Below are 25,263 nucleotides of genomic sequence, written 5' to 3' on the forward strand. Positions count from 1 at the left end.
CCCTAACCTACTGCCTTCAATGCAGCTCCGAGGAAGCGTTCGACGATCTCCGGCAGCATCGGCGCGACGGGGAGCGTGTAGTGGGTGGTGTTCGGCAAGATTGCGAGCTCGTTTGCGGGCCGCAGGGAGCCATCGATCCCGGCATCGCGCTGGCCGCCTCCCAACGCCTTCCAGAACTCGACCATGTGTTCGGGCCGGATGGCGTCAGCGTCGGCAAAGACCAGCATTGTGCGTACCTGAAGCTTGGCGACGTTGGCGCTCCAGTCGAAGGGGCGTTTGGTCAGATCACCGACCTTCCTGAAGAGGTTGGTCCAATCGACATTGGGATAGGCCTCCCCTAACGGCGATGCCTTGACGCCAGGGCCGAACGTGGCAGCGTTGGCCTCCAACTGTTTGAAGGCCGCCACCCCCTCCGGATAAAAGCCGTCCTGCCTCATCGCCGCGGACACGAGGACGAGACGGTCGACCACGTCCGGATGGCGGATAGCGGTCTGCAGCGCGACGCCAGAGCCCAGCGAGTAGCCCATGACGTCGGCCTTGCCGAGGTTCAGATGCCCGATCAGAGCGGCAACATCCTCGCCCATCGCTTCACTGCGCAGTGGCCTGTCAGTGTCTGGCGTGCGCCCGTGTGCCTGGAGATGGACGGCGATCACCTGCCGGCGCTTGGCCAGTTCGGCCAGATTGGTCCCGAAGCTGTCTGGGTTGATGCCACCGTGCAGAAGAATGAGCGGCTTGCCGACGCCATGCACGCTGTAAAAAAGATGCTGGCCATTGACGTCGGCAAAATTCTCTTTCGAAATGGCGAGAGTCTTCCTGGCCTGAACGGGAAAGGCCGCCGTCAGCACTGCGGTCGCTATGGCAGTCCTCAGAAAATCGCGTCTGAGCATATCGTCCTCACATGTCGCCGAACTGGCCAGCACGGCGGTGAGCGCGTGTTTCATCGTCATCCCTTCCATACACCGGCGGCCGCGGCGTGGTCACGATCTGCCTGCGAGCAATTCATCCAGCTGCGCGAACTGTTCGGGCAGGCCTTCCGCCGAACCGGCGAGGGCTTCGTCGAGGGCCTCTTTTGTGGGGTAGAGTTCGTGTAGGGTGACCAGCGTCTTGCTGGCATTTTCTTCGAACGTCACCGTGGTCACCGCGCCCTGATCGCTTTCTTCATTCGTCCATACGAGGCGCTTGTGCGGCGTTACTTCTCTGTACGTGCCGAAGAACGCCATCGGTTGATCGAAGGCCGGATGGCTGAACACGAGGCGATACGCACCCCCGGGGCGAATATCCATGTCGCACGAAAGCAGCGACATGCCTGCCGACTTCGGAACCCACCAACGCTTGAACAATTCGGGGTTGCTCCACGCTTCGAAGACGATGTGCGCCGGGGCATTGAACGTTCGCGTCACGACGAGTTCGAGGTCGGACTTGCGTTCCACAGCGGTGCGGTTCACGGCGGCGGGACTACCTTCTTTTGCTTTGGACATCTGCCTTCTCCTTGCATTTCAAGTGTTCGACAAGCTGGTCCAGCGCGTCGAAGCGTGCGCTCCAGAGCTGGCGGTGCCGCTCGATCCAGGCGGCCTCTTCTTCCAGCCGGCGCAGTCCGAGCTTGCAGGTTCGTACGCGCCCGACCTTCTCCGTGGTCACGAGTCCTGCCTGCTCCAAGACGCTGACATGCTTCTTCATGCCCGTGAGGGTCATGTGAAATCTTTGGGCAAGATCGGTGATTGAGGCGTCTGAACCCCCGAGCTGCTCCAGCACGCCGCGTCGGGTGACATCGGAGAGCGCCGCGAACGTTGCATCGAGGTGAGCTTGATAGTGAACCATATGGTTCACTGTAGAGCACGCATGGGTGACATGCAAGCGGATGACCCTACGGGCGAAACCCACACGTATTCGCGGCTGGGATTGCCCGACTGAAGTTGGATCGAGTTAGTTAGCTGTCCCTGACAAACGACGTGCGAATGTGCCGACAAGCTACCGGTCACTGCATAGCGGGCCGGTATACTCAGGCGCTATCCACGCCGGCCCGGCCCATGAATTACCGTCACTCCTTCCACGCCGGCAACTACGCCGATGTTCTGAAACACATGGTCCTCATCGCGCTTATCGACGCGATGAAGAGCAAGCCGACACCGTTTTGCTATATCGACACCCACGCGGGTCGCGGCCTTTACGACCTGCGCGGCTCCGAAGCGCGCAAGACCGCCGAATCCGATGCCGGCATCGGCCTTCTGCGCAATGCCACCGGCCTTCCGCCCCTGCTCTGGAAATTGCTGGAAACGGTGAAGGCGGCGGGCGGTGAAGGCGACGATTCGCTGCGCGTTTACCCCGGCTCGCCGTGGATCGCCACTCATCTGATGCGCCCCGGCGACAGCGCCCAGCTTTGCGAATTGCAGGGTGACGAAGCCCAGGCGCTTCGCCAGCTATTCCGTAACGACGCGCGCGTACACGTCCATCAGCGCGACGGTTACGAGGCACTCAAGGCCATGACTCCGCCGAAGGAAAAGCGTGGTCTGGTCCTGATCGATCCGCCTTTCGAAGCGCAGGACGCCGAATTCCGCACGATCGAGAAAAGCCTGAAAAGCGCTCTCGAACGCTGGCCGACCGGCGTGTATGCCATCTGGTACCCAGTCAAGCTGCGCAGTCATGTCCAGCCGTTCCACCGCTGGCTAACCAAGTGCGGCGCGCGACGCGTGCTGGTCACCGAAATCCTGCTGCATCCGGACGATTCGCCGCTGCGGCTCAACGGCACCGGCCTTGCCATCGTGAACGCCCCGTGGAAACTCGACGACACCCTGCGCGATAGCCTCCGCTATCTGCCCAAGTTGCTGGGCAAGGACCGCCAGGCGGAATACAAGTTGTCATGGCTGGTGGAAGAAGGTCAGGATGAACAACCGCCTCACCCGGCATTTCCGCCGCATTCAACCCGGCGCAGGTAACGTAACCGCGTATCGAGAGGAGCTGCGTCCCATGCGTAACCGTCTTGCCCGTCTGCTCGTTCATGCCGCCGTGCCGGCCTGCGCTCTCGCGCTTGCCGCCTGCGCCCCGACGCCGATCTACAAGGCCACGCCCAACACCGTGGCCGTCCCGCCGCAACAAGTGGCGCGCACCCCCGAACGCTATGGCTCGTCCGACGTGATCTGGGGTGGCCGCATCGTGCAGGTACGCAATTTCCCCGACCATAGCGAGGTCGAGGTACTGGCCTACCCGCTCGACGGATCGCAGCGCCCGCAGGCTAACGATGTCGGCAGCGGCCGTTTCATCGCCGTGATGCCCGGCTACGTGGAAAGCTTCGACTATCCGGCCGGCGGCCTGGTCACCATCGCGGGCCGGCTGGGCGGAACGCGTTCGGCCAACGTCGGGGAAGCGCCTTACGTCTACCCGCTGGTCACGGTGAACCAGTCTCACGTCTGGACAGCCAACGAGTTGTCCAGCGGCCGCTCGAACGTCAGCTTCGGCGTGGGCGTCGGCGTCATCCGCTAATCGAGTCGCGGCGCTCCGGGTGGGCGCCGCTTTCCAGGGGAAGGAGTTACATGTCAGGACACGCCGATTCGAAGCGCGCCATTTTTCTCGCGCTCGGGGCCAATTTCGCCATCTTCGTCGCCAAGCTGGTCGCCGCGGTCTTTACCGGTTCGGGCGCCATGCTTGCCGAAGCCGTGCACTCGTTGGCGGACTGCGGCAACCAGGGATTGCTACTGCTTGGCATGCGTCAGGCGAAACGTCCACCATCGATGGACTATCCCCTGGGCTGGGGACGCGCGCTGTATTTCTGGTCCTTCCTTGTCGCGATGATGCTGTTCAGTGTCGGCGGCATGTTCTCGGTCTACGAGGGCGTCCACAAGCTCACTCACGCCGAACCCTTGAAGTGGCCGTGGCTTGCGGTCGGCGTGCTGACTTTCAGCATTGTCGCCGAAGGCTTCTCGATGCATGGCTGCATGCAGGAAGTAAACAAGGCTCGGCAGGGTCGCGGTCTGTGGACCTGGTTTCGCGAAACGCGCGCCAGCGAATTGCTGGTTATCTTCGGCGAAGACCTGGCCGCCCTGATCGGCCTGTGTCTGGCGCTGCTGGCCATCCTGGCCACGATGATCACGGGCAACCTTATCTACGACGCGCTGGGCACTATCGCCATCGGCGTGCTTCTCATCGCGGTCGCCATCGCCATTGCGCGCGAGGTCAAGGCGCTGCTGATCGGTCAGGGCGTGGAACCCATGCGCCGCGCGGAAATGATGGCCTTCCTTGAAGCCCGTCCCGAGATCGACCTCGTCTACAACCTGCTCACGCTGCAGATGGGTCAGGACGTCATGGTTGCCATCAAGGCAAAAATGGCCCCTACCCCCACCGCCCGCGCCATGATCGAAGCCATCAATAACGTCGAGGCGGACTTCAAGGCCGAATTCGACGACGTTCGCTGGAGTTTCTTCGAGCCCGACTACGCGGACTGACGCGCCGCTGGGATTCAGACACCTCGCACGGTCTTGACGGCCAGCCGGGGTAGAATCGATGAATTGTCCCGCAATCCTGTCGAGTCCATGCCCGTTACGCTTCCCCGTCCGCCACTGCCGGTCAACGCACGTACCCGCCGCTACTGGGCCACGCCACAGGGATCGTCCTGGGCGTTGCAGGTCGCCGAAGCCGCACGGGATGTCGACAGCCTCGTCGTCGTCGTCGCCCGCGACACCAAAAGCGCCGACAACCTGGAAAGCGAGCTGGGCGTCTTCGCCGGCGAACTGCCCGTCCTGCATTTTCCCGACTGGGAAACCCTGCCCTACGACGTCTTCAGCCCGCATCCGGAAGTGGTGTCGCAACGCATCGCCACGCTGTACCGCTTACCGACCACGCGCCGCGGCGTACTGGTAGTACCCGTCGCGACACTGATGCAGCGCATTGCACCGCGCGCGCACATCACGGGCTCGGGACTGGTGCTGCACAAGGGACAAAAGCTGGACCTCGCCGCCGAACAACGGCGTCTGGAAGCGGCCGGCTACCGCAACGTTCCGCAGGTCACCGAACCCGGCGACTTCGCCGTACGCGGCGCGCTGATCGACATCTATGCGATGGGCGCCGACGAACCGTATCGCATCGAATTGTTCGACGACGAAGTGGAATCGATCCGTACCTTCGACACCGAAACGCAGCGTTCGCAACATCAGGTCGAGAGCGTCGATCTGCTGCCCGCGCGCGAGTTCCCGCTGACCGACGAAGCGGCCAAGGGTTTTCGCGCCAGTCTGCGCGATCGCTTCCCCATCGATATCCGCCGCTGCCCGCTCTATCAGGATATGAAAGAAGGCGTCACGCCGGGCGGCATCGAATATTACCTGCCGCTGTTCTTCGCCAAAACCGAAACGCTGTTCGACTACATCGCCGACAACGCCCTCTTCATTCTTGGCGAAGGTGCGCTGGAAGCGGCAGAACAATTCTGGACGCAGACCGGCGAACGCTACGACCAGCGCGCGCACGATATCGAACGTCCGGTGTTGCCCCCGGCAGAGATTTATCTGCCGCCCGACCACCTGCGCGAATCGCTGAACAAGCAGATCCGCATCGATGTCGTGCCGGCCGGACGCGAACACGCCGTCGATCTCGGCACCCAGCCTGCGCCGGAAGTGCCGCTCAACAGGAAGGGCGAGGAACCGGGAACGTCGTTGCGGCGTTTCGTCGGCGCCTATCCCGGCCGCATCCTGATCGCCGCGGACTCGGCCGGCCGCCGCGAAGCACTGATCGAACAGATGGCCGCGGCGGGACTGAAGCCCGTCATGGTCGATGGCTGGCGCGACTTCCTCGGCAAGGACGAGCACCTCGCGATCACGGTCGCGTCGCTGGAACAGGGCTTCGCACTGACCGAACCCGCGCTGACGGTACTGACCGAGCGCGAACTCTTCGGCGAACGAGTGCGCACCGAACGCAAACGCCGCAAGGGTGCGGCACGCGATCCGGAAAGCATCATCCGCGATCTCACCGAACTGTCGATCGGTTCGCCCATCGTGCACATCGACCATGGCGTGGGTCGCTATCAGGGTCTGGTTTCTCTCGACGTCGGCGACATGCCGGGCGAATTCCTCACCATCGAATACGCCAAGGGCGACAAACTCTACGTGCCGGTCGCGCAGTTGGGTCTCGTCAGCCGCTACACGGGCACGGCACCCGAGCTGGCACCGCTGCATTCGTTGGGCGGCGATGCATGGGAACGTGCGCGCAAGAAGGCCGCGGAGAAAGTCCGCGACGTCGCCGCCGAACTGCTCGGCATCTATGCGCAGCGCGAAGCGCGTCAGGGCGAGGCACTGTCCGTCGACCGGCAGATGATCGAGGAATTCGCCAGCACCTTTCCCTTCGAGGAAACGCCCGACCAGCAGAATGCGATCGATGCCGTTATCGTCGATCTCGCGGCGCCGCGTGCCATGGATCGCGTCGTTTGCGGCGACGTGGGTTTCGGCAAGACCGAAGTCGCGCTACGCGCGGCGTTCGCCGCAGCGACGGCAGGCAAGCAGGTCGCCGTACTCGTGCCGACCACCCTGCTCGCCCAGCAGCATTACCGCAACTTCGCCGACCGCTTCGCCGACTGGCCAGTGCGCGTCGACGTGCTGTCCCGTTTCAAGTCGAAGAAAGACGTGGACATCGCGCTTGCCAAGCTCGCCGACGGCAGCATCGACGTCATCGTCGGCACGCACAAGCTGTTGCAGCCGGATGTGAAGTTCAAGAACCTGGGACTGGTCATCGTCGACGAGGAACAGCGTTTCGGTGTCCGCCAGAAAGAACAGCTGAAAAAGCTGCGCGCGGAAGTCGACCTGCTGACCCTGACCGCGACGCCTATCCCGCGCACACTGAACATGGCCATGAACGGCTTGCGCGACTTGTCGATCATCGCGACGCCGCCCGCGCATCGCACGGCCGTGCGAACGTTGATTTCGGCTTACCAGCCCGCGCTGATCCGCGAGGCCATCCAGCGCGAACTGGCGCGCGGCGGCCAAGTGTACTTCCTGCACAACGAAGTGGACAGCATCGAACGGACGGCGCGCGAACTGGAAGCACTGGTCCCCGAAGCACGCATACGCATCGCGCACGGCCAGATGCCCGAGCGCGAGCTCGAACAGGTCATGGCCGACTTCCACCGCCAGCGTTTCAACGTACTGGTATGTACGACGATCATCGAATCGGGCATCGACATCCCCACCGCCAATACCATCGTAGTCAACCGCGCCGACCGCTTCGGGCTGGCGCAGTTGCATCAGCTGCGCGGTCGCGTGGGGCGCTCGCATCATCGCGCGTATGCCTATCTCATCGTGCCCGACCGCAAGGCCATGACGGCCGATGCGGAGAAACGCCTCGAAGCGCTTGCGTCGCTGGAAGAACTAGGCGCCGGTTTCACATTGGCCACACACGATCTCGAAATTCGCGGCGCAGGCGAGATGCTCGGCGAAGAGCAGTCCGGCCAGATCCAGGAAGTGGGCTTCGGTCTTTACACCGAATTACTGGAACGCGCGGTGCGTGCGCTGAAGTCCGGCAAGGTGCCGGATTTCGATCTGACGTCGGAGCACGAAACGGAAGTCGAGCTGCACGTTCCGGCTCTGATCCCCGACGACTATCTGCCCGACGTGCATACGCGTCTGACGCTGTACAAGCGCATCGCCAGCGCGCGCGACGACGATGCGTTGCGCGAGCTACAGGTGGAGATGATCGACCGCTTCGGCCTGCTGCCCGATGCCACGAAACATCTGTTCGCCGTCGCGGCGCTGAAGCTGCAGGCCACGCCGCTGGGCATTCGCAAGGTCGATTTCGGCGCCAACGGGGGGCGCGTGACCTTCCGCGACAAGCCGGACATCGATGCGATGGCCTTGATCAAGCTCATCCAGACCCAGCCGCGCATCTTCAAGATGGAGGGGCAGGACAAGCTGAAGGTGTTGCTGGAGTTGCCCGGAGCGGCCGAACGGATTCGTACGGCGCAGGATCTGCTGGTTTCGCTTGGAGCGCGTCGGGCGGCTTGACGGCGGCAGCGCGTGACGCTCGCGGTGACGCGGGCGCATCGCAACCCCTCGCCGTCTATCGTCGCCCTGCGCAGGCAGGGGCCCAGGGCGACACCGCATGGATGCGCTATGTCGCTGACGATCACGCCCTTAAGAGCATGAATGAACGCTATTGCGACAACTCATTGCACCGCACTGGGCCCCTGCCTGTGCAGGGGCGACGGTGAGGGGCATTGCGCGCAACTTCAAAACCCGGGCGGCGAGGGATATGGTGCGTCGTTCAAAAGGGTGTTGCACATAGTTTCAAACAGCCGGCGCACGCACCAGATACTGCACGCTGAAACTCCGATCGGAATCCAGCCAGACCTGCTGGACCGCCAGACCGGCCTTCGCCGCCAGCTGCGCGAAATCGTCCAGCGAATATTTGCAGCTGTATTCGACCTGCATCGCCTCGTTCTCGCGGAACGAGAACGCTTCGTTGCCGACATGAACATCCTGACGCACCGTACTGACCAGCGTCGTTTCGATACGTCCCGCCATCGGGTTGTAATGCGCGCGATGCCGGAAAGCCGACACGTCGAAGTCGGTGCCTATTTCCCGGTTGAGGCGAACCAGCATATTGAGCGTGAACTCGGACGTGACGCCCGCGGCATCGTTGTACGCCGCCTCGATCGTGGCACTGTCTTTCTTCAGATCGACGCCGATGAGTACGCCACCGCCGTCGCTCATCTCGGTACGCATCTGACGCAGAATTTTGATCGCTTCCTTCGTCTCGAAGTTGCCGATCGTGGAACCCGGAAAATAGATCACCGTGCGTCGCGGCGAACGCGCAGCCACTGGCAGGCGCAGCGGCTGGGTGAAGTCGGCGCAGACCGGCTGTAGCGGAATATCGGGAAAACGGGTGGCGAGTTCGGCGACGCTATCTAGCAGCGCACTGCGCGAAATCTCCACCGGAACGTAAGCCACGGGCGCGTGCAGGTGCTCGAGTAACATGCGCGTCTTGATGCCACTGCCGCTGCCGTATTCGACAATGCGGACTTCCGGGCCAAGCAGGTCGGCGATATCCGCCGCGTGCTCGCGCATGATCGAGATTTCCGCACGCGTGAGGTAGTACTCCGGCTGTTCGCAGATCGTCTCGAACAACTGCGAACCGCGTTCGTCGTAAAACAGTCGGGACGGCAGCTTCTTGGGCTTTGCCGCCAGACCGTGACGAACCGTCTCCGTCGTATCTTCGATATCCGGATGACGGTCGTCGAGACGAATCTCTTTGGGCTGGGCACTCATCGATCGTTTCCTAAGCGTATTCCCGAAAACTGCCAACGGGCATGAGGCGGGAAAAAATTGCGATAGGTAGCACGGATGTGATCGCCTGGCGTGGCGCAAGAGCCACCCCGAAGCACCCACTGACCGCACATGAATTTGCCGTTGTACTCACCGAGCGCGCCAGCCAGCGGCGCGAAGCCCGGATAACTTACATATGGGCTGGCGGTCCATTCCCAAACGTCTCCGTACATCTGGCTTAGTGGCGCGCCGGATGTGTCCGCACGGGGATGCAGCGCGCCCGATTCCTGGAAGTTGCCGTCCACGGCCAGCGGAGCGGCCATCGTTTCCCATTCCGCCTCGCGGGGTAGCCTTGCGCCAGCCCACCGGGCGAAGGCGTCGGCTTCGAAATAGCTGATGTGCGACACGGGAGCATGCGGGTCGATGGCGCGACGCCCCTGCAGCGTGAATTCGGTGTCCAGCGATTCGTCCCAATAGAACGGCCGCTGCCAGCCTTCGGCCTGCACGGTGGACCAGCCCTCGGAAAGCCACAGGGTCGGCGTGCGGTAGCCGCCGTCCCGTACAAAGGCCAGATACTCGGCGTTGGTTACCGGCCGGTTGGCCAGCAAACCGGCTTGCCGGTACACACGGTGTCTTGGCCCCTCGTTGTCGAAGGCGAAGCCACGTCCGTCATGGCCGATGTCCACGACACCTTCGTCGAAGGGCAAATAGGCCAGGGCGATCGCTGCCTGCGACACCGCATGCGGGCTGTCGGGCGCGAAGGCGGGCGCCAGCGGGTTCAGCGAGAACGCGTGCTTGATGTCCGTCAACAGCAACTCCTGATGCTGCTGTTCGTGCTGGAGACCCAGTTCGACCAGCGCCGGCAGCGCTTCGTCGTCCTGCCGGGCCAGTAACCCCGCCACCGCATCGTCGATCCGGCGGCGATAGTCGAGAACGTCATCCAGTGCCGGCCGCGTGAGCAGGCCGCGCTGGGGACGGGCATGCATCGGGCCGACCGACTGGTAGTAGGAGTTGAACAGGTAATGCCATTCGGGATTACGACTGACATACGCCGGATCGCGACCGAGGACGAACTGTTCGAAGAACCATGTCGTGTGCGCCAGGTGCCACTTCGTCGGGCTGGCGTCGGGCATCGACTGGACGACCGTGTCTTCCGGGCGCAGGTGACCAGCCAGATGGGTCGTCTGGTGACGGATGCGGAAAAAACGGGCGATGCTGTCCTTCAGATCCGCGGTCGCCGAAGCGGCCGGGTCACTCGCACGGGGGCGGGCTGTCATGAAAAATTCCGTGCACGCGCGCGTGCGTCGAGAAGAGGGTCGGACGCTTGAATCATCATGCGAACGATGCCCGAGGAAACGTTCAAAAGATGTGAGCGGAACCCACGCGGCGGCTTAACGGCATGTGCACCTGTGTGAGGCGGCATCTCGCATTTCGCCCGGATGCGGCCTATCGTTGGCTGGCATGGCGTCATTAACGATCGCCTACCGGAGGCTCCCATGAAAGCCGCTGTCCGTTACCTCTGTATTGCATCTACCATTCTTGCCGGCGTCGCGCAGGCACAGAACCCGCCTCCGCACGTTCCGCTGCGCCCGATAGGCGAATGCCTGCGAGTGGATCGCATCAACGATTACCATGTCGTCAACGACAAAACGGTGATCCTGCGCAACGGACCGAACCGCTTTATCGTGAAGACGTCGGTCGCCTGCCCCCGTGTCGATCTGGGCGGAGGCATTCGTTTCCGTGCGAACGAAGCCAACAAGTCCATGGACCCGTTCGCGATTTGCGGCGACATCAACGAAGCCATCGTCCGTCGCGACGACCCGCCCTGTCCGGTCGCATCGGTCGAGAAGACCGACGAGGCGACGTATACGAAGATGTCGAAGCAAAAAGGCGTGCACCACGGCAGTCCCGCTGGCCCAACGGGTGTCGTTCCGTAACGAGAATTCAGCGCAAAAAAAAGCCCGGCGCGAGCCGGGCTTTTTTTATTTACCACCGACTTACGATCAATAGCCGTCGTCGCGCACGTAACGCGTCGTGTAACCATCGTCGACGACGGTACGGGTCTCGTACACGCGACGCTCGACGACTACGGGGGCACGTTCGTAAACGACCGGGCGGCTGTAGACGACCGGCTGGTCGTAGTAAACCGTCTCACGCGGTGCCGTGGCGTTGGCAACGAGACCGACCACCGCACCGGCAATGATGGCACCGGCGATCCAGCGGCCAGCGTTATCGTAGTGACCACCGCCGCGGTAATATCCGCCGCCGCCGTGATAACCGTAACCGCCGCCGCGATAATATCCGCCGCCGCCGTGGTAACCGTATCCGCCGCCACGGCCGTGATCCCACGCAAATGCGCCGGGTGCGAAAGCCATCAGGCCCGCGGCGGCAAGCGCAATGGTGGTTTTAAGCAGTTGACGTTTCATTTTCAGGTGACCTCCGGCTGGTGGTGATAGCGTCGCGCCAGCGCACTGAATAGCTACTTAAGGGTTTTGGCCCAGGGATTCACGAATGGGTGCTTCAACAGCCAGCAACCGTGGATGTCCGCACGACGGGTAAAGTCGAACGGGATACTCGGACCACTCCAGTTCTCGATAGAGAAATGGGGGTCGAGCGCCTCGTGATCAAGCTTGAAACGACGGAAATTGTTAGAGAAAACAATGACGCCATCGGGAAGAAGGCGCTCTTTGCAAGCCATCAGCAGTTTGACATGGTCGCGCTGGACGTCGAAATCGTCCGCCCGCTTTGAGTTGGAGAAGGTCGGCGGATCGACATAGATCAGGCCGTATTGCATGGACCGGTTCTGAATGAACTCCAACGCATCTTCCTGAACCAATCGATGGCGGGTGCCCGTAAAGTCGTTCAGGGCAAGATTCCGGGACGCCCATTCGAGGTAAGTCGCGGAAAGGTCCACGCTGGTCGTATCGCGTGCGCCGCCCGCCGCCGCGTAAACGCTGGCGGTGGCCGTATAGGCGAAAAGGTTCAGGAAATGCTTGCCGGCGGCAAGTTCCCGGATCTTCGCGCGAACCAGGCGATGATCGATGAAAAGGCCGGTATCCAGATAGTCGGTGAGGTTGACCAGGAAACGCAGTCCACCCTCGCCCACCTCGATGAACTCGCCCTTCTGGTCGAACTGCCCGTACTTCGAACCGCCCTTGCCGCGCTCGCGCGTTTTGACCGCCACGCGATCGCGCGGTACGCCGAGCACATCGCCGGCCACGCGCGCGATCTCGCGCATGCGGGTCCGGGCCACGTCCACCGGCACGTCGTCCGGCGCCTTGTATTCCTGGATGTGCAACCAGTCGCCATACACGTCGATGGCGGCAGCGTATTCGGGTAGGTCCTGGTCGTACGCGCGATAGCATTCGATGCCTTCGCGGACCAGGCGCTTGCGCAGGTGACGCACGTTCTTTTCCAGCCGGTTGCGCAGCATTTCCGCGCCAGCCGACAACGGCTTCTGTTCGCGCGGCGGAGCGTCGTGGGCGTTGAGTTCGAACGTGAGCAGCGGTGTTTCCAGCGCACCGTTGTACAGCGCGTAACGCTTGTCGGGACGCAGGCGGAGCGCACGGCCCAGCTCTTCGTCGCCGGCGAGCACGGCAGCACGCCAGCCCTTGAAACGATCGCGCAGGGTCTGGCCGAAGGCGCTGTAAAGCGCCGGCAGTTCGGCGCGGTCGCCCAGGCGTTCGCCGTACGGTGGATTGGTGATGACCAGTCCGCGCGGCATCTCCGGCGGCGGCTCGATATGCGCCGCGTCGCGGCGTTCCAGATGCAGGAAGCCCGCCACGCCCGCCACCTGGGCGTTGAGCTTGGTCGTCTGCACCATCTTCGGATCGGTATCGCTGCCGAAGAATACCGGCCGCAGATGGCGCAGGCCCTCGTCGGCGCGGGTACGCGCTTCCATGAACAGCTCGCGCCATACCTGGATGTCATGCTTCAGCCAACCGAGGAAACCGAAGTATTCCCTGCGCAGGCCGGGTGCGACGTCGGCCACCATCAGGGCGCCTTCGATCAGCAGCGTGCCCGAGCCGCACATCGGATCGACCAGCGCGCCGCCTTCGGCATAGATAGCTGGCCACTGGCTACGCATCAGCATGGCGGCGGCGAGGTTTTCCTTCAGCGGCGCCTCGCCCTGCACTTCGCGCCAGCCGCGACGGTGCAGCGGCAGCCCGGAGAGATCGATGGACAGCGTGGCACGGTCGCGACGCAGACGCAGGTTGATGCGTACGTCCGGTTCCTGCGGGTCGACGTCGGGGCGCGCGCCGATGCGGTCGCGGAACTGGTCGACGACGGCATCCTTCACTTTCAGCGCGATGTACTGGCTATGCGTGAGCTTGCTCTGCGCGGTGACCGCATCGACCGCCATCGTGCCATGGGGCGCCAGATGCTCCGCCCAGTCGATCGCCTGGACGCCCTCGTACAGCGCCTCCGGATCGGCGGCGTCGAATTCGGCCAGCGGCATCAGGATGCGGCTGGCCAGCCGCGACCACAGGCAGGCCCGGTAAGCCGTGGCCAGCGTGCCGGAGAAATGCACGCCGGCCAGCGCCTCACGGACATCTTCCGCGCCCAGGACGGCCAGTTCGTCGCGCAGCAGGTATTCGAGGCCCTTCGGGCAGGTCGCGAAGAAGGCGGTCATGCGGGCTCTCCAGACAGCCCGGCCAGGAAGGCGCGGAACTGGGTTTCAATAGTAGACAGGGTCGCCCCCAGACGATGGTCGTCGTCCAGCAGCAGCGCCGGGATGGCCGCCTTGCGGGCGAACGCGATCGCCTCGTCGACCGGACAGACCTCGTCGCGATAGCCGTGGATCATGAACGTGGGGACACCTTCGCGGGCGGCGAACGGCCTGGCGTAGCCCGGAATGCGTGCGGGCAGCGCCAGCAGGAACAGACCCGCTACCGGGGTATCGACCGAAGCCAACCCCGAAACGAAGGCCCCCATGCTCGATCCCACCAGCACCGGGGGAACCGGCGAGGCCGCGATGGCGGCGCCGAGGCGCGCCAGACGCGGATCGATGCTGCCGGCGTGACCCAGGGTGTCGTCCTCGCGGTAGTCGGGCCGCGTGGTGGACCAGCCCAGCGATTCGGCAAGCGCGGCAAGCACGCTGACCTTGGTCGCGTCCGGACCGCTGTCCGAGCCATGGGAAAGGATGATGTGGCCGCGCATGGCGGTCTCCGTACGCGGGATGACTGCGTATGGTAGCAGTGGCTCCCACAAAGAGCTGGAAGGAATCGGGCAAGTGTCAGGCGTCCACAGAGACAGTTGCGCCCACCGGGCCTCATGCGACACTTCAACCATGCCACCGATCCAGCACGCCCCCCTACCCTACGAACCGCTCCTGCCCACCCGCGCACCGGACGATATCGACCTGATCGTCGTCCATTGCACCGAGCTGCCGGATCTCGCCATCGCTCGCGACTATGGCGAGAAAGCGCACTACGAGAACGGCGTGGGCCACAGCGGCCATTACTACGTCGACCGCGACGGCACGACGCTGTGTTACGTCGACCCGCTGCGGGTCGCCAACCACACGCGCGGATACAACCCGCGATCCATCGGCATCGAACTGGTGAACACAGGGCGCTATCCCGACTGGTTCCACTCCGCGCGTCAGGTCATGACCGAGCCTTACCCCGACGTACAGATCGACGCCCTGTCGAGCCTGCTCGCCGACCTTCGGACACGCTTCCCGGGCATCCGCCTCATCGCCGGCCACGAGGACCTCGACATCGCCACGGTGCCCGCCAGCGACGACCCCTCGCGAGACGTCCCGCGCAAGCGCGATCCGGGCCCGATGTTCCCGTGGGATGCCGTGCTCGAGCGCTCTGGCCTTGAGCGCTCGCGCTGAGGCACAGCCGCTATACTCCGAACCCTTCGAACGTATCCGCTCCAGGGGCTAATCGCATGTCGGACAACCACGTCGCCGAACTCGTCGACCTGCTCGAACTCGAACGGCTGGAAGACAACCTCTTCCGCGGACAGAGTCGCGATATCGGCACCCGTTACGTGTTCGGAGGCCAGGTGCTCGGGCAGGCGCTTTCCGCCGCCCAGCGCACGGTCGATCCGAAACGCGAGGCCCATTCGCTGCACGCGTATTTCCTGCGTGCCGGCGACATCAACGCCCCCATCGTCTACAGCGTCGAGCGCACGCGCGATGGCGGTTCGTTCTCCTCGCGTCGCGTCGTGGCGATCCAGCATGGCCAGCCGATCCTCAATGGCTCGGTGTCGTTCCAGGAACCGGAAGCAGGTTTCGAACACCAGCTGTCGACGCCCGAAGTGCCGGCGCCCGAAGACATCGAACCGATGCACCCGCTGTCCGCCGAAAAGCTCGCCGCTCTTCCGGAAAAGATGCAGCGCTGGCTCGGCATCGACGGACCGTTCGAGTTTCGCCACGTGTGGCCGCGCGACGAGATCAAGCCGGCGAAGCGTCCGCCTTATCAGCACATCTGGTTCCGCCTGACGGCACCCATCGGCGACTCGTCCGCGCTGCATCGCTCGTTGCTGGCTTACGCGTCGGACTTCCATCTGATCGGCACAGCCACCCTGCCCCACGGCCTTTCCTATCTCAGCCACAACATGCAGATGGCCAGCCTGGACCATGCCCTGTGGTTCCATCGTCCGTTCCGTATCGACGAATGGTTGCTGTATTCGTTCGACAGCCCGACGACGCAGGGATCGCGCGGACTGGCCCGCGGCATGATCTATACCCGCGACGGCCGCCTGGTGGCGTCGACCGCGCAGGAAGGCCTGATCCGCATCCGGCCGGACTGATCCGGCCCGACGACGATGAGTATCGAACTACGTCATCTTCGATATTTCATCGCTGTCGCCGACGAATTGCATTTCAGCCGGGCCGCCGAGCGGCTCGGTATATCGCAGCCGCCCCTGAGTCAGCAGATCCGCGATCTCGAACGGATGCTGGGCGTGCGCCTGCTGAGACGAACCAACCGGCGCGTCGAACTTACCGACGCCGGCACGGTGTATCTCGATGCCGCGCGCGCCATCCTCGCTCAGGTAGACGAAGCATCGGATCTGGCCCGGCGTGCCGAACGTGGCGAAGTGGGCGAGCTGCGCGTCGCCTTTACGCGTTCGACACCACTGACCGCGATGATTCCACGCGCGATTCTTGCGTTCCGGCAGGCCTTCCCTGCCGTGCGTCTGATTCTGGAAGAGCGCAACACGCTGCAACAGATCGAAGCGTTGCTCGACGGCCGCCAGCAGGTCGGCATACTGCGCCCGGCTGACCTGCCCGACATGCTCGTCTCGCAACGGCTGTTCGCCGATCCGTTGGTGGTGGTGCTGCGTACCGATCATCCGTTACTGGCCGGACGTACGCGGCGCAAACTGGCGATGACCGATCTGGCCGGCGAAGCGTTCGTCGTATTCGCCTCGTCGGCGGGAACCGGCATCCATCGGCAATTCCTCTCGATGTGCCGGCATGCGGGATTCTCGCCGCGCATCAGTCAGGAGGCCGGCGAAGCATCGACGATCATCGGGCTGGTATCGGCAGGTCTGGGTGTCGCCGTACTGCCATCGTCGCTACGGCACGTCCAGGTCGAAGGCGTGACCTATCTGCCAATCGCCTCGCCGGAGGCCACCAGCGATGTGCACGTAGTGCATCGTCGCGGAGATACCTCGCCGCTCGTCGCGCATTTCACACGGCTGCTTCTGGCCCAACGGGACTAAGCGTCGTGTCGGGCAACGTCCGTAGCTTGAGCGCGATTGCCAGTCCGGCCAGTACCAGCACCGACACATAGATCGCGACGCCGGGCCAGCCCCAGCGCGTCCAGGCCAGACCGCCCACGGAACCGGCGATGCTCGAACCCATGTAATACGAGAAAAGATACAACGATGAACCATGCGCTTTCGCGATACCCGCGCGACGCCCGACCCAACTGCTTGCGATCGAATGACCGCCGAAGAATCCGAACGTCAGCAGTGCGATGCCCGCCACGATGGCGACCAACGACGAACTCAGGGTCAAAGCCACCCCGGCCAGCATCAGGACGAAGGAAGTCCACAGCACGCGATCGCGGCCAAGTCGCCCCGCCAGCGAGCCCATCCACGTCGAACTGCCCACGCCGATGACATACACCATGAAAATCGCACCGACATGCGATTGGGTCAAACCGAACGGCGGTGCGAGCAGACGAAAGGCAACGTAGTTGTAGACCGTGACGAACGCGCCCATCAACAGAAAACCTTCGGCGAATAGCCACGGCAGACCCTTGTCTCGCCACAACGATGCAAACGATCCCGCAAGCGCTTTCGGACTGGCACGACGCGTTTCGAAAAACTTCGACGCAGGCAACCGGCGCGCCACCAGCCATGCGGCCACCAGCCCGAGTGCGCCGAGCACGCCCACCGCCACGCGCCACGACGCGTGATCGGCGGCGAAGCCGGAAATCAATCGTCCGCCCATGCCGCCAATCGCGTTTCCGCCGATATATAACCCCATGGCGAAACCGAGCGAATCGCCGTGAATCTCCTCGCTGACATAGGTCATCGCCACGGCGGGAAGACCGGCAAGCGTCAGGCCGAGCAGCGCGCGCAAGACAAGAAGGCTGCCCCATGTCGGCGCTACTACGGTGAGCAGAACCAGGAACGACGATCCCAGCAGCGATGCAAGCATGATGGGTTTGCGACCGCGCACATCCGACAACGCGCCGGCGAAAAGCATCGCCACCGCGAGTACGCCCGTAGTGAACGAGAGCGACAGACTGCTTACCGCCGCGCTGACGCCGAAGGCACGCGAGAAATCGGGCATCAGCGGCTGCACGCAGTACATCAGGCCGAACGTCGCGAAACCGGCCGCGAAGAGGGCCAGGTTCGTACGACGGAACGCGGACGTACCGTGGCGGATGCGCTGGTCGTGCGCGACGGATAGCGGACCGGACGAACCGTCCAAGGGATGTCTCCAAACCGGGCGCGAAGGCACCCGAGGCATCCAAGGTTAGGGGTCGCGGCCCTCGCGATCGATATACCGGCGCGTCTGCTTCGATACGTCCGGCGAATGACTCAACGCGCCGTCGTACCGTCCGCGCTGTCCCAGCGAATCGCGGTATCGAGTTCGTCGGGGGTAAGCATCATCTCGTCCCGCACGAGGGTCTGCCGCGTGGGGCCGTCCTTGCGAGCCACCACATGGTCGCCGCTGCGTGCCAGTTCATGGACGCTCTCCGTGCCCAGCATCGTCGCGGCACGTTCGCTGTCCGTCGCCAGCAGGATGAGCAGCGTCTGCGAATGCTTCGTATCGATAAAGGTCACGCCGCTGGTGGCGCCGGAAGCCGCCAGGTCTTTCGCGCCGACCGGCACCGCTTTCACGCGTCCCGCCCAGCGCGGCGGCCCGACGAAGCTGTAGCCCGCGGCATCGTCCCGCCATGCGAATGTCTTCATGGGTTCGGCCTCGGGCGCGCGCGTACCGTGTACGCCGGGGGGAGGGGACGGCGCGGCGCCGGCTCCCAGAGGAAGGGCAAGCAACAATCCAAGAGTCAGGGCTTTCATGGCGCGGCTCCGTCGATGTATCCGGACCTGCAGCCTACGCTCTTGCCACCCCCGGAACATCAGGCCCCACGATCGGCACCGGCCTCTGCCGCCACATGCGGGTCGCCGGCGCTGTCACGGCCGCTCATCCAGGCGAACAGCACGATACCCGCGACGACCGCCACGGCGCCCAGCGAAGCAACGGGGCCCGGCAGCGCGTCGTTCAGGAAAACCAGTCCGATGACCGTGGCGAACAGGAGTTCGGCGGCCTGCATCGCTTCGACCGCGGCGAGCGCGGTCGGCTGGCGTCCGACCATGGCGGTCGCGTGGAAGAAAAGAACCGTCGCGATCACGCCCGACGAAAGCGCGACGCCGCCGGCCAGCAGTAACTCGGTCGACGTGGGTGGACCGACCGTCGCCCAGGTCATGGCGGCCAGCACCAACCAGAGCGGCCAGCTGCACAACGTCATGCCGAACACCCGCTGCACCGCGTTCAGCTCGGTACCGCTGCGTTCCAGATGCAGAAGGATCATGCGATTGCCCAGCGGATAGGCGAACGCCGCAAGGATCACCGCACCCACGGCAAGCCATGCGGCAGTATCGAGCGAACCGTGCGCGTGACCGATCTGCATCGTCATCACGCCCGCCAGAATCAGTACGCCGACGGCCAGCGCGCGCCACGACAACCGGCGCCGCTCGTCGCGATAAATCAGTGGCGCAAGCAAGGGACCGGCGAGCACCGTCGACTGGAAACTACCGGCGATAAGCCACGCCGGGCCGCTGCTGGCCGCCCACGTCAGCGGCACGCCGAACAGCACGAAACCGATGCTGCTCCACAGCCACCATGCGCGCGGATGCCGGCGCAGTTCATTGGGTAGCGCGCCCAGACCGCCCTGAAACGGCAGCACGACGGCCAGCAGGGGCAAGGTAATGAGGTAACGCCCGATCACGGCCCATTGCCAGTGACCGCCGGAACTGACCACGGCACGGTTGAGGACATAGGTCAGCGTGAAGAAAAGTGCGGAGAGCAGCGCCAGCGCGACGGCCCTCAAGGCGGTGGAGCGCATGGCTGACCTTCCCTGGACGGACGAGACCCGATTGTCGCATACGCGAAATACCCGGCGACCCTTCAAACGAATGACACACAACTGTGACCCAATGCCCGATATCTCATCCGGGCTTTCTGATATGCGCCGCTTCCGTCTTCCCTTCCTGAGAGTCCCCGGCCTGCGCCATGCCTTCGCGCTGCGCATCGTGTGCTTCCTCGTCGTCATGCTGGTCGCCGCGGCGATCGGCGTGGGCGTCATGACCCGCACGCAGACCGCCGTGAGACAGATGTATGCCAGCGACCTGGCCACGGCGACCGTCGTCGGCCGGATCATGAACAACTACCGTGCCAGCACGCAGGAAGCCACCGAAGCCGTGCAGATGAAACTGCCGTCCCGCTCTGAAACGGCGGCCTCCTCCATCGCCACGAACCAGGCGCTGGCGGCGAAGCTGTGGAGCGCCTTCCTCGATGTCGCGGGCGGCCTGCCCGCAGGCGACGAGATGGCCTCCTTCGCGTCGCACAAGGAAGCGCTCGACAAATATTTCGGCCGCATCGCCACGTCGATCCAGACGGAAAAATACGACGAAGCCTTCGAAACGCAGGACAACCTCCTGCTGCCGATCTATGCCACGTTGCAGAGCGACGCGGCGAATATTCTCGATAAGGTCGCGGAAAACGGCGCGGCGCGTTATGCGTCGGTCGACGCGCAGGTGACATCCGGGCGACTGTGGATGCTGGCGACATTGTTGCTCGGCCTGGGTGTCGCGGTAGCGCTCGATCTGTGGCTGCTCCGCCGCGTCACGCGCGCGCTGGCAGCGGCCTCCAGGGTGGCCGTCGACATCACGTCGGGACGCCTCGGCCACGAGCCCCACTCCACCACGCACGACGAACTCGGCGCGCTGGCCCGTTCGCTTTCCGACATGGACGGAAAGTTGTCGGACATCGTTCGCGATATGCGCGACGGCGCCACGACCGTGCGCATCGCGGCATCGCGCATGACGCTCGGGAGCGCCGAGCTCGCCACGCGCACGCAGTCGCAGGCTGCCGCACTGGAAGAGTCCTCATCGCAGATCGGGTTGCTTTCCGCCTCCGCCGCGCATCACGCGACCCTTGCCGCGACCGTCGAAACCGACGTACGCGCGGTGTGCGAATGGACCGGGCGCGGCCGCGACGTGCTGGAACGCACCGTCGAAGCCATGAACGGCATCCACGCCACCAGCGATCGCATCGGCGATGTCGTCGCCCTGATCGAAAGCATCGCGTTCCAGACCAACCTATTGGCACTGAACGCCGCGGTGGAAGCGGCGCACGCGGGCGAACACGGCCGGGGCTTTGCCGTTGTCGCGGACGAAGTGCGCAGCCTGTCGCAGCGCTGCTCCGCCTCGGTGCGCGAAATAAAAACCCTCGTCGCCGACAATGGCGAACGCGTGACGGCGGGTATGGCGCTCGTCGGCGATACGAGCGACACGCTGGACGCGATTGCGACGGGCGTGGAACGCGTTGCCGGAAGCATCGCCGTCATCGCCAGCGGCAGTCGCGACCAGTCCCTGTCGTTCGGACAGATCGATGCGGCGCTGGATGAGATGAACACGATTACCCAGAAGAATTCCGACCTGGTCGACGAGATGGCCGGCGCGTGCCGCGTACTGCAAGGCCAGGCCGATGCACTGGGCGAAAGCGTGGCGTATTTCACGCTGGACGAACTGGAAGAAGAACCCGTCGCGGTGTGACTTTCGCTCTTTGTGTAGGAGCTCGCTTGCGGGCGAAAGCCAACAGGGCGAGGAAGCCGGATGCGCACATCCGCGAGCCCGATCTTCTGGCTGCGAATGCCACCCACGGCATCGCCGCTCCGTTGGCTTTCGCCCGCAAGCGAGCTCCTACAAAAAAGGTATCGCCGCGATTTGAGGAACCATCGATAGCCCCACCCGACCACCCGGAGTATCTTCAGCCATATCGCACGACAAGGAGTTCGCCATGTGGCTACGTTCGACTGCCGCCCTCATGACCCTCGCCGCACTGACGGCATGCAACCACCCCTCGCCCGTCGATCAGCACAACACGCCGACACCGAAGGCCAACACCAGCGACGCGGTCGCCGCGACGGCGACGCCCGGTCCGGCATGGCTTCAGGGCGAATGGAAACCGTATAGCAATGCCTTCCTCGGTCTGCACGAGCTCACCGTGACGGGCAAGTCGCTCAGCTGGGCCGGATGCCACGACGTACCGTTCGATATCGTGGACACCGGCGAGAACCAGATCACCCTGCGTCTTCCGCCCGCCAGTGCATGCAAGCTCAACGACATCCCGCCCACACGGATGGACACCATCCGGCTCAAACTGCGCAAAGATACCTGCGACCTGGACGTTTCGATTTTCGCGTCGCCCGACGCGGCCAAGCGCGACGAACCGTCGGCTGCCGGCCTGTACGGCAAGCCGGAGTGCCCCGCCGCGAAAACGTAACGGTCAGGCGCTGGCCAGCCGCTCGACCACCCGCCGGTAATCGACGGCGGCCTGCGTTTCGCGCGGGTGCGAGAAGTTACGCACACGCCATTTCCCGCCGACCATCACATCGCGCACCAGCGCGGTATTGCCCGCGAACAGGAAACTGTCCAGCGCATCGGTTCCGCTGCGCGCCGCCAGCAGCGGTGCCGCATCGTCCAGTACGACGAGGTCGGCTCGCGCGCCCGACTCGATGCGACCGATGGGTTCCGCCGAAGCGCGCGCGCCGCCTTCCAGTGCGGCATGCCATAGCGTGGCGCCGACGCTGTCGCCGGCGTGACGCGCCGCGATATTGCGATGCCGCGTAACAAGTCGCTGACCGTATTCGAGCCAGCGCAGTTCTTCGACCGGCGATACCGAAATATGCGAATCGGAGCCGATGCCGAGGCAGCCGCCCGCGTCCAGATAGTCCGCCAGCGGGAACAGGCCGTCACCGAGATTGGCCTCCGTGGTGGGACACAGACCGGCCACCGCGCCGCTACGCGCCAGCCGCTGGGTTTCATGCCCGGTCAGGTGGGTCGCGTGCACCAGCGTCCAGCGGGCGTCCACATTGGCGTTATCCAGCAGCCATTCGACCGGCGTCGTGCCGCGCAGGGCCAGGCAGTCCTGCACCTCGCCGATCTGTTCGGCGATATGAATATGTATCGGCATATCCCGGGCAACGCCCGTGGCGAGCACGGCACGCATCGCGTCCGGCGGAACCGCGCGCAGCGAATGCAGCGCGATACCGATGCGCAGCATGGCATGCTCCATGGGCTTCAGTCGCTCAAGCAGGGCGACGTACTGGCCGACGTCGTGATGGAAGCGACGCTGCCGCTCGCCGAGCGGCCGGCCATCGAAACCGCCGGTCATGTACAGCACCGGCAACAGCGTCAGGCCGATGCCGGCATCCCGTGCCGCTTCGATCAGCGCGAGCGACATCGCGGCCGGGTCGTCATAGCGCACACCGCCCGGACCATGGTGCAGATAGTGGAATTCGCAGACCTGCGTATAGCCGGCCTTGAGCATTTCGATATACAGCTGGGTGGCGATGACCTTCACATCGTCCGGCCCCAGCGCGGCGGCAAAGGCGTACATCGTTTCGCGCCAGGTCCAGAAACTGTCGTCGCCCGGACCCCGGCGCTCGGCCAGCCCGGCCATGGCGCGCTGGAACGCATGCGAATGGAGGTTGGGCATGCCCGGCAGAGCGAACCGGCCAATATGGCTACCTTCCGCGGCCGCGTCGGCCGGTGCGAACAGACCGTCGGCGATGCCGACCCCATTCCCACCCTCGCGCCAGTTGCGTTCATGCCAGACGAAGTCGGCGTTCAGGGCGGACACGGACATGGACAATTCCTTCAGGGCGGATAGCCGATGGTAGCCCTTCCTCCGTAACGGCAACCAGCGGCCCCGGCCCCCTGGGGCATAATGAGCGACATGAACGAAGCGCACCCCGACCAGACTCCCAAGCTGCAGGTACGCCAGGCGCGACCGTCCGACGTTCCGCAACTCGTCGCCCTTACCGCGCGGGTCTATACGCCCGAATGGGGTCATTCCGCGGAAATGCTGCAAGGCCAGCAGACCCACTTCCCCGAAGGGCAGTTCGTCGTCGAATACGAAGGCGTTATCGTCGGCTTCTGCGCCACGTTCCGTATCGCCGAGGCCGTCGCGCTCGCACCGCATACCTGGATGCAGATCACGGGAGGCGGTTTCGCCTCGCGCCACGACCCGAAGGGCGACTGGCTCTACGGCATGGAAGTAGTGGTGCACCCCGAGTACCGCGGCATGCGCATCGGCCAGCGTCTGTACATGGCACGCAAGCGCCTGTGCACGGACCTGAAGCTGCGCGGCATCGTTTTCGGCGGACGCATTCCGGGTCTGGCACGCACCATCCAGCGCTACGGCAGCGCGGAAGCGTACGTGCAGGCCGTGGTCGAAGGTCGCCGTCGCGACCAGACGCTGAGCTTCCAGTTACGTAACGGTTTCGAAGTAGTGGGTCTGCTGCGCGAATACGTACCGTCGGATCACGAATCCCTCGGCTACGCCGCGCACCTGGTCTGGCGCAATCCGCGCCTGCTCGATCATCCCGACATGCCGCGCGTATCGCAGCCGCATCGCCTTCCCGATTCGGTGCGCGTGGCCTCGGTGCAATACCAGCAGCGCCGGATTGCGTCGTTCAAGGATTTCGAAACCCAGGTCGAATACTTCGTCGATATCGCGGCCGAATACGACGCCGACTTCGTCGCCTTTCCCGAACTGCTGACACTCCAACTGCTGTCGATTGAGAACGCGGAGCTGTCGCCGGTCGATTCGATCCGCCGGCTTTCGGAATATACCGACGAGGTAAAGGAACTCTTCCACCGGCTCGCGGTGCACTACAACATCAACATCATCGGCGGCTCGCATCCCACGCGCCAGCCGAATGGCGACATCCACAACGTCTGCTACGTCTGCCTGCGCGACGGCTCGATTCACGAACGCGAGAAGCTGCATCCGACGCCCAGCGAACGCAACGTATGGAACATCACCGGCGGCGATACGGCGGCCACCATCCAGACGGACTGCGGGCCGATCGGGGTGATGATCTGCTACGACTCCGAATTTCCCGAAGTCGCGCGGCATCTTACCGACCAGGGGGCATTGATCCTGTTCGTACCGTTCTGCACCGATGTGCGCGAAGGCTATCTGCGCGTGCGCTACTGTTCGCAGGCGCGTGCCATCGAGAACCAGTGCTATGTCGTGCTGTCCGGCAACGTCGGCAATCTTCCCGGCGTGAACAACTTCGACATCCAGTACGGGCAAAGCTGCATCCTGACGCCCAGCGACTTCCCGTTCGCACGCGACGGCATCGCGGCCGATTCGACGCCGAATATCGAAACCGTGCTGTTCGCCGATCTGCGGCTGGAGAACCTGGCCCGCGCGCGCAATTCGGGCGCGGTGCAGAACCTGAAAGACCGTCGTTTCGATCTGTATCAGGTCCGCTGGTCGCGCACGACGGAAGGAAAGTGAGCGTGGAAGACCCGGTCCCCC

23 protein-coding genes are annotated in these 25,263 nt (G+C 64.0%); 11 read left to right on the top strand and 12 right to left on the bottom strand.

Translation table 11 applies throughout. From position 1 onward, the window contains the following. Positions 1 to 2: 2 nt before the first annotated feature. The 3 genes from AC3IR3_RS13570 to AC3IR3_RS13580 are packed head-to-tail and all read right to left on the bottom strand — an operon-like array spanning position 3 to position 1,818. Positions 3 to 941 carry an alpha/beta fold hydrolase gene (locus AC3IR3_RS13570; RefSeq protein ID WP_489192857.1) on the bottom strand — a complete coding sequence of 313 codons (939 nt, stop codon included), beginning with the start codon at positions 939 to 941 and terminating at the stop codon, positions 3 to 5. A gap of 36 nt (positions 942 to 977) precedes the next feature. Further along, entirely contained in the window at positions 978 to 1,478 is a 501-nt protein-coding gene (locus AC3IR3_RS13575; RefSeq protein WP_489192859.1) for an SRPBCC family protein, read from the bottom strand. Further along, positions 1,456 to 1,818 (bottom strand): ArsR/SmtB family transcription factor, encoded by a 363-nt coding sequence (locus AC3IR3_RS13580; protein WP_489192861.1) that lies wholly within the window; start codon positions 1,816 to 1,818, stop codon positions 1,456 to 1,458. Before AC3IR3_RS13580 ends, AC3IR3_RS13575 begins: the two co-directional genes overlap by 23 nt. 209 nt (positions 1,819 to 2,027) lie before the next feature. On the opposite strand from AC3IR3_RS13580, the gene AC3IR3_RS13585 reads away from it, so the two are divergent. From AC3IR3_RS13585 to mfd, 4 genes are all read left to right on the top strand, one after another. Then, the gene (locus AC3IR3_RS13585) at positions 2,028 to 2,933 is read left to right on the top strand and encodes a 23S rRNA (adenine(2030)-N(6))-methyltransferase RlmJ (RefSeq protein WP_489192863.1); all 906 of its coding nucleotides are present in this window, start codon (positions 2,028 to 2,030) and stop codon (positions 2,931 to 2,933) included. A 31-nt stretch (positions 2,934 to 2,964) separates the two neighbouring features. Then, complete coding sequence (locus tag AC3IR3_RS13590) at positions 2,965 to 3,477, top strand: Slp family lipoprotein (protein WP_132143264.1); 513 nt, start codon at positions 2,965 to 2,967, stop codon at positions 3,475 to 3,477. A gap of 50 nt (positions 3,478 to 3,527) precedes the next feature. Then, positions 3,528 to 4,436 carry a cation diffusion facilitator family transporter gene (locus AC3IR3_RS13595; RefSeq protein ID WP_489192865.1) on the top strand — a complete coding sequence of 303 codons (909 nt, stop codon included), beginning with the start codon at positions 3,528 to 3,530 and terminating at the stop codon, positions 4,434 to 4,436. Positions 4,437 to 4,523: 87 nt separating this feature from the next. Next, positions 4,524 to 7,973 carry a transcription-repair coupling factor gene (mfd, locus tag AC3IR3_RS13600; RefSeq protein WP_489196931.1) on the top strand — a complete coding sequence of 1,150 codons (3,450 nt, stop codon included), beginning with the start codon at positions 4,524 to 4,526 and terminating at the stop codon, positions 7,971 to 7,973. Positions 7,974 to 8,255: 282 nt separating this feature from the next. On the opposite strand, the gene egtD is transcribed toward mfd, so the two are convergent. Beyond that, positions 8,256 to 9,236 carry an L-histidine N(alpha)-methyltransferase gene (egtD, locus tag AC3IR3_RS13605; RefSeq protein ID WP_489192867.1) on the bottom strand — a complete coding sequence of 327 codons (981 nt, stop codon included), beginning with the start codon at positions 9,234 to 9,236 and terminating at the stop codon, positions 8,256 to 8,258. Beyond that, positions 9,233 to 10,510 carry an ergothioneine biosynthesis protein EgtB gene (gene egtB / locus AC3IR3_RS13610; RefSeq protein WP_489192869.1) on the bottom strand — a complete coding sequence of 426 codons (1,278 nt, stop codon included), beginning with the start codon at positions 10,508 to 10,510 and terminating at the stop codon, positions 9,233 to 9,235. The genes egtD and egtB overlap by 4 nt, the downstream gene beginning before the upstream one ends. A gap of 219 nt (positions 10,511 to 10,729) precedes the next feature. On the opposite strand from egtB, the gene AC3IR3_RS13615 reads away from it, so the two are divergent. Beyond that, positions 10,730 to 11,170, top strand: a complete 441-nt coding sequence (locus AC3IR3_RS13615) for a DUF6491 family protein (RefSeq protein ID WP_489192870.1) — start codon at positions 10,730 to 10,732, stop codon at positions 11,168 to 11,170. 66 nt (positions 11,171 to 11,236) lie between these two features. Here the strand turns inward: AC3IR3_RS13615 and AC3IR3_RS13620 are convergent, their stop codons facing one another. The 3 genes from AC3IR3_RS13620 to AC3IR3_RS13630 are packed head-to-tail and all read right to left on the bottom strand — an operon-like array spanning position 11,237 to position 14,393. Then, positions 11,237 to 11,659, bottom strand: a complete 423-nt coding sequence (locus AC3IR3_RS13620) for a hypothetical protein (RefSeq protein ID WP_489192871.1) — start codon at positions 11,657 to 11,659, stop codon at positions 11,237 to 11,239. Between the two features lie 53 nt (positions 11,660 to 11,712). Then, positions 11,713 to 13,866 (bottom strand): bifunctional 23S rRNA (guanine(2069)-N(7))-methyltransferase RlmK/23S rRNA (guanine(2445)-N(2))-methyltransferase RlmL, encoded by a 2,154-nt coding sequence (gene rlmKL, locus AC3IR3_RS13625; RefSeq protein ID WP_489192873.1) that lies wholly within the window; start codon positions 13,864 to 13,866, stop codon positions 11,713 to 11,715. Then, on the bottom strand, positions 13,863 to 14,393 hold the full coding sequence (locus AC3IR3_RS13630) for an alpha/beta hydrolase (protein WP_489192875.1): 531 nt from the start codon (positions 14,391 to 14,393) through the stop codon (positions 13,863 to 13,865). Before AC3IR3_RS13630 ends, rlmKL begins: the two co-directional genes overlap by 4 nt. 130 nt (positions 14,394 to 14,523) lie before the next feature. Between AC3IR3_RS13630 and AC3IR3_RS13635 the strand changes: the two genes are divergently transcribed. The 3 genes from AC3IR3_RS13635 to AC3IR3_RS13645 are packed head-to-tail and all read left to right on the top strand — an operon-like array spanning position 14,524 to position 16,913. Beyond that, positions 14,524 to 15,075, top strand: coding sequence for an N-acetylmuramoyl-L-alanine amidase (locus AC3IR3_RS13635; protein ID WP_489192877.1), 552 nt, complete (start codon positions 14,524 to 14,526; stop codon positions 15,073 to 15,075). Positions 15,076 to 15,131: 56 nt separating this feature from the next. Next, positions 15,132 to 15,998 carry an acyl-CoA thioesterase II gene (gene tesB, locus AC3IR3_RS13640; protein ID WP_489192879.1) on the top strand — a complete coding sequence of 289 codons (867 nt, stop codon included), beginning with the start codon at positions 15,132 to 15,134 and terminating at the stop codon, positions 15,996 to 15,998. Positions 15,999 to 16,013: 15 nt separating this feature from the next. After that, entirely contained in the window at positions 16,014 to 16,913 is a 900-nt protein-coding gene (locus AC3IR3_RS13645) for a LysR substrate-binding domain-containing protein (RefSeq protein ID WP_489192881.1), read from the top strand. Here the strand turns inward: AC3IR3_RS13645 and AC3IR3_RS13650 are convergent. From AC3IR3_RS13650 to AC3IR3_RS13660, 3 genes are all read right to left on the bottom strand, one after another. Further along, positions 16,882 to 18,135 carry an MFS transporter gene (locus tag AC3IR3_RS13650; RefSeq protein WP_489192882.1) on the bottom strand — a complete coding sequence of 418 codons (1,254 nt, stop codon included), beginning with the start codon at positions 18,133 to 18,135 and terminating at the stop codon, positions 16,882 to 16,884. The genes AC3IR3_RS13645 and AC3IR3_RS13650 overlap by 32 nt on opposite strands. Positions 18,136 to 18,245: 110 nt before the next feature. Next, positions 18,246 to 18,728, bottom strand: coding sequence for a hypothetical protein (locus tag AC3IR3_RS13655; protein ID WP_489192883.1), 483 nt, complete (start codon positions 18,726 to 18,728; stop codon positions 18,246 to 18,248). 59 nt (positions 18,729 to 18,787) lie between these two features. Further along, on the bottom strand, positions 18,788 to 19,774 hold the full coding sequence (locus AC3IR3_RS13660; RefSeq protein WP_489192884.1) for a DMT family transporter: 987 nt from the start codon (positions 19,772 to 19,774) through the stop codon (positions 18,788 to 18,790). A 121-nt stretch (positions 19,775 to 19,895) separates the two neighbouring features. Between AC3IR3_RS13660 and AC3IR3_RS13665 the strand changes: the two genes are divergently transcribed. Together AC3IR3_RS13665 and AC3IR3_RS13670 are read left to right on the top strand one after the other, a co-directional pair. Further along, positions 19,896 to 21,485, top strand: coding sequence for a methyl-accepting chemotaxis protein (locus AC3IR3_RS13665; protein WP_489192886.1), 1,590 nt, complete (start codon positions 19,896 to 19,898; stop codon positions 21,483 to 21,485). A gap of 244 nt (positions 21,486 to 21,729) precedes the next feature. Beyond that, positions 21,730 to 22,215, top strand: a complete 486-nt coding sequence (locus AC3IR3_RS13670; protein ID WP_489192888.1) for a hypothetical protein — start codon at positions 21,730 to 21,732, stop codon at positions 22,213 to 22,215. A gap of 3 nt (positions 22,216 to 22,218) precedes the next feature. On the opposite strand, the gene AC3IR3_RS13675 is transcribed toward AC3IR3_RS13670, so the two are convergent. After that, entirely contained in the window at positions 22,219 to 23,580 is a 1,362-nt protein-coding gene (locus AC3IR3_RS13675; protein ID WP_489192889.1) for a formimidoylglutamate deiminase, read from the bottom strand. 90 nt (positions 23,581 to 23,670) lie between these two features. Between AC3IR3_RS13675 and AC3IR3_RS13680 the strand changes: the two genes are divergently transcribed. After that, complete coding sequence (locus AC3IR3_RS13680) at positions 23,671 to 25,242, top strand: GNAT family N-acetyltransferase (protein WP_489192890.1); 1,572 nt, start codon at positions 23,671 to 23,673, stop codon at positions 25,240 to 25,242. Positions 25,243 to 25,263: the final 21 nt, after the last annotated feature.

The organism is Luteibacter sp. GL_149, assembly GCF_057834065.1.

Coding starts and splice junctions, on each gene's coding strand:
- AC3IR3_RS13585 (WP_489192863.1), top strand. CDS start 2,028: ATGAATTACCGTCACTCCTTCCACGCCGGCAACTACGCCGATGTTCTG.
- mfd (WP_489196931.1), top strand. CDS start 4,524: ATGCCCGTTACGCTTCCCCGTCCGCCACTGCCGGTCAACGCACGTACC.
- AC3IR3_RS13575 (WP_489192859.1), bottom strand. CDS start 1,478: ATGTCCAAAGCAAAAGAAGGTAGTCCCGCCGCCGTGAACCGCACCGCT.
- AC3IR3_RS13595 (WP_489192865.1), top strand. CDS start 3,528: ATGTCAGGACACGCCGATTCGAAGCGCGCCATTTTTCTCGCGCTCGGG.
- AC3IR3_RS13590 (WP_132143264.1), top strand. CDS start 2,965: ATGCGTAACCGTCTTGCCCGTCTGCTCGTTCATGCCGCCGTGCCGGCC.
- egtB (WP_489192869.1), bottom strand. CDS start 10,510: ATGACAGCCCGCCCCCGTGCGAGTGACCCGGCCGCTTCGGCGACCGCG.
- AC3IR3_RS13660 (WP_489192884.1), bottom strand. CDS start 19,774: ATGCGCTCCACCGCCTTGAGGGCCGTCGCGCTGGCGCTGCTCTCCGCA.
- AC3IR3_RS13680 (WP_489192890.1), top strand. CDS start 23,671: ATGAACGAAGCGCACCCCGACCAGACTCCCAAGCTGCAGGTACGCCAG.
- AC3IR3_RS13670 (WP_489192888.1), top strand. CDS start 21,730: ATGTGGCTACGTTCGACTGCCGCCCTCATGACCCTCGCCGCACTGACG.
- AC3IR3_RS13635 (WP_489192877.1), top strand. CDS start 14,524: ATGCCACCGATCCAGCACGCCCCCCTACCCTACGAACCGCTCCTGCCC.
- AC3IR3_RS13570 (WP_489192857.1), bottom strand. CDS start 941: ATGAAACACGCGCTCACCGCCGTGCTGGCCAGTTCGGCGACATGTGAG.
- AC3IR3_RS13675 (WP_489192889.1), bottom strand. CDS start 23,580: ATGTCCGTGTCCGCCCTGAACGCCGACTTCGTCTGGCATGAACGCAAC.
- tesB (WP_489192879.1), top strand. CDS start 15,132: ATGTCGGACAACCACGTCGCCGAACTCGTCGACCTGCTCGAACTCGAA.
- AC3IR3_RS13645 (WP_489192881.1), top strand. CDS start 16,014: ATGAGTATCGAACTACGTCATCTTCGATATTTCATCGCTGTCGCCGAC.
- AC3IR3_RS13655 (WP_489192883.1), bottom strand. CDS start 18,728: ATGAAAGCCCTGACTCTTGGATTGTTGCTTGCCCTTCCTCTGGGAGCC.
- AC3IR3_RS13615 (WP_489192870.1), top strand. CDS start 10,730: ATGAAAGCCGCTGTCCGTTACCTCTGTATTGCATCTACCATTCTTGCC.
- AC3IR3_RS13580 (WP_489192861.1), bottom strand. CDS start 1,818: ATGGTTCACTATCAAGCTCACCTCGATGCAACGTTCGCGGCGCTCTCC.
- rlmKL (WP_489192873.1), bottom strand. CDS start 13,866: ATGACCGCCTTCTTCGCGACCTGCCCGAAGGGCCTCGAATACCTGCTG.
- egtD (WP_489192867.1), bottom strand. CDS start 9,236: ATGAGTGCCCAGCCCAAAGAGATTCGTCTCGACGACCGTCATCCGGAT.
- AC3IR3_RS13620 (WP_489192871.1), bottom strand. CDS start 11,659: ATGAAACGTCAACTGCTTAAAACCACCATTGCGCTTGCCGCCGCGGGC.
- AC3IR3_RS13665 (WP_489192886.1), top strand. CDS start 19,896: ATGCGCCGCTTCCGTCTTCCCTTCCTGAGAGTCCCCGGCCTGCGCCAT.
- AC3IR3_RS13630 (WP_489192875.1), bottom strand. CDS start 14,393: ATGCGCGGCCACATCATCCTTTCCCATGGCTCGGACAGCGGTCCGGAC.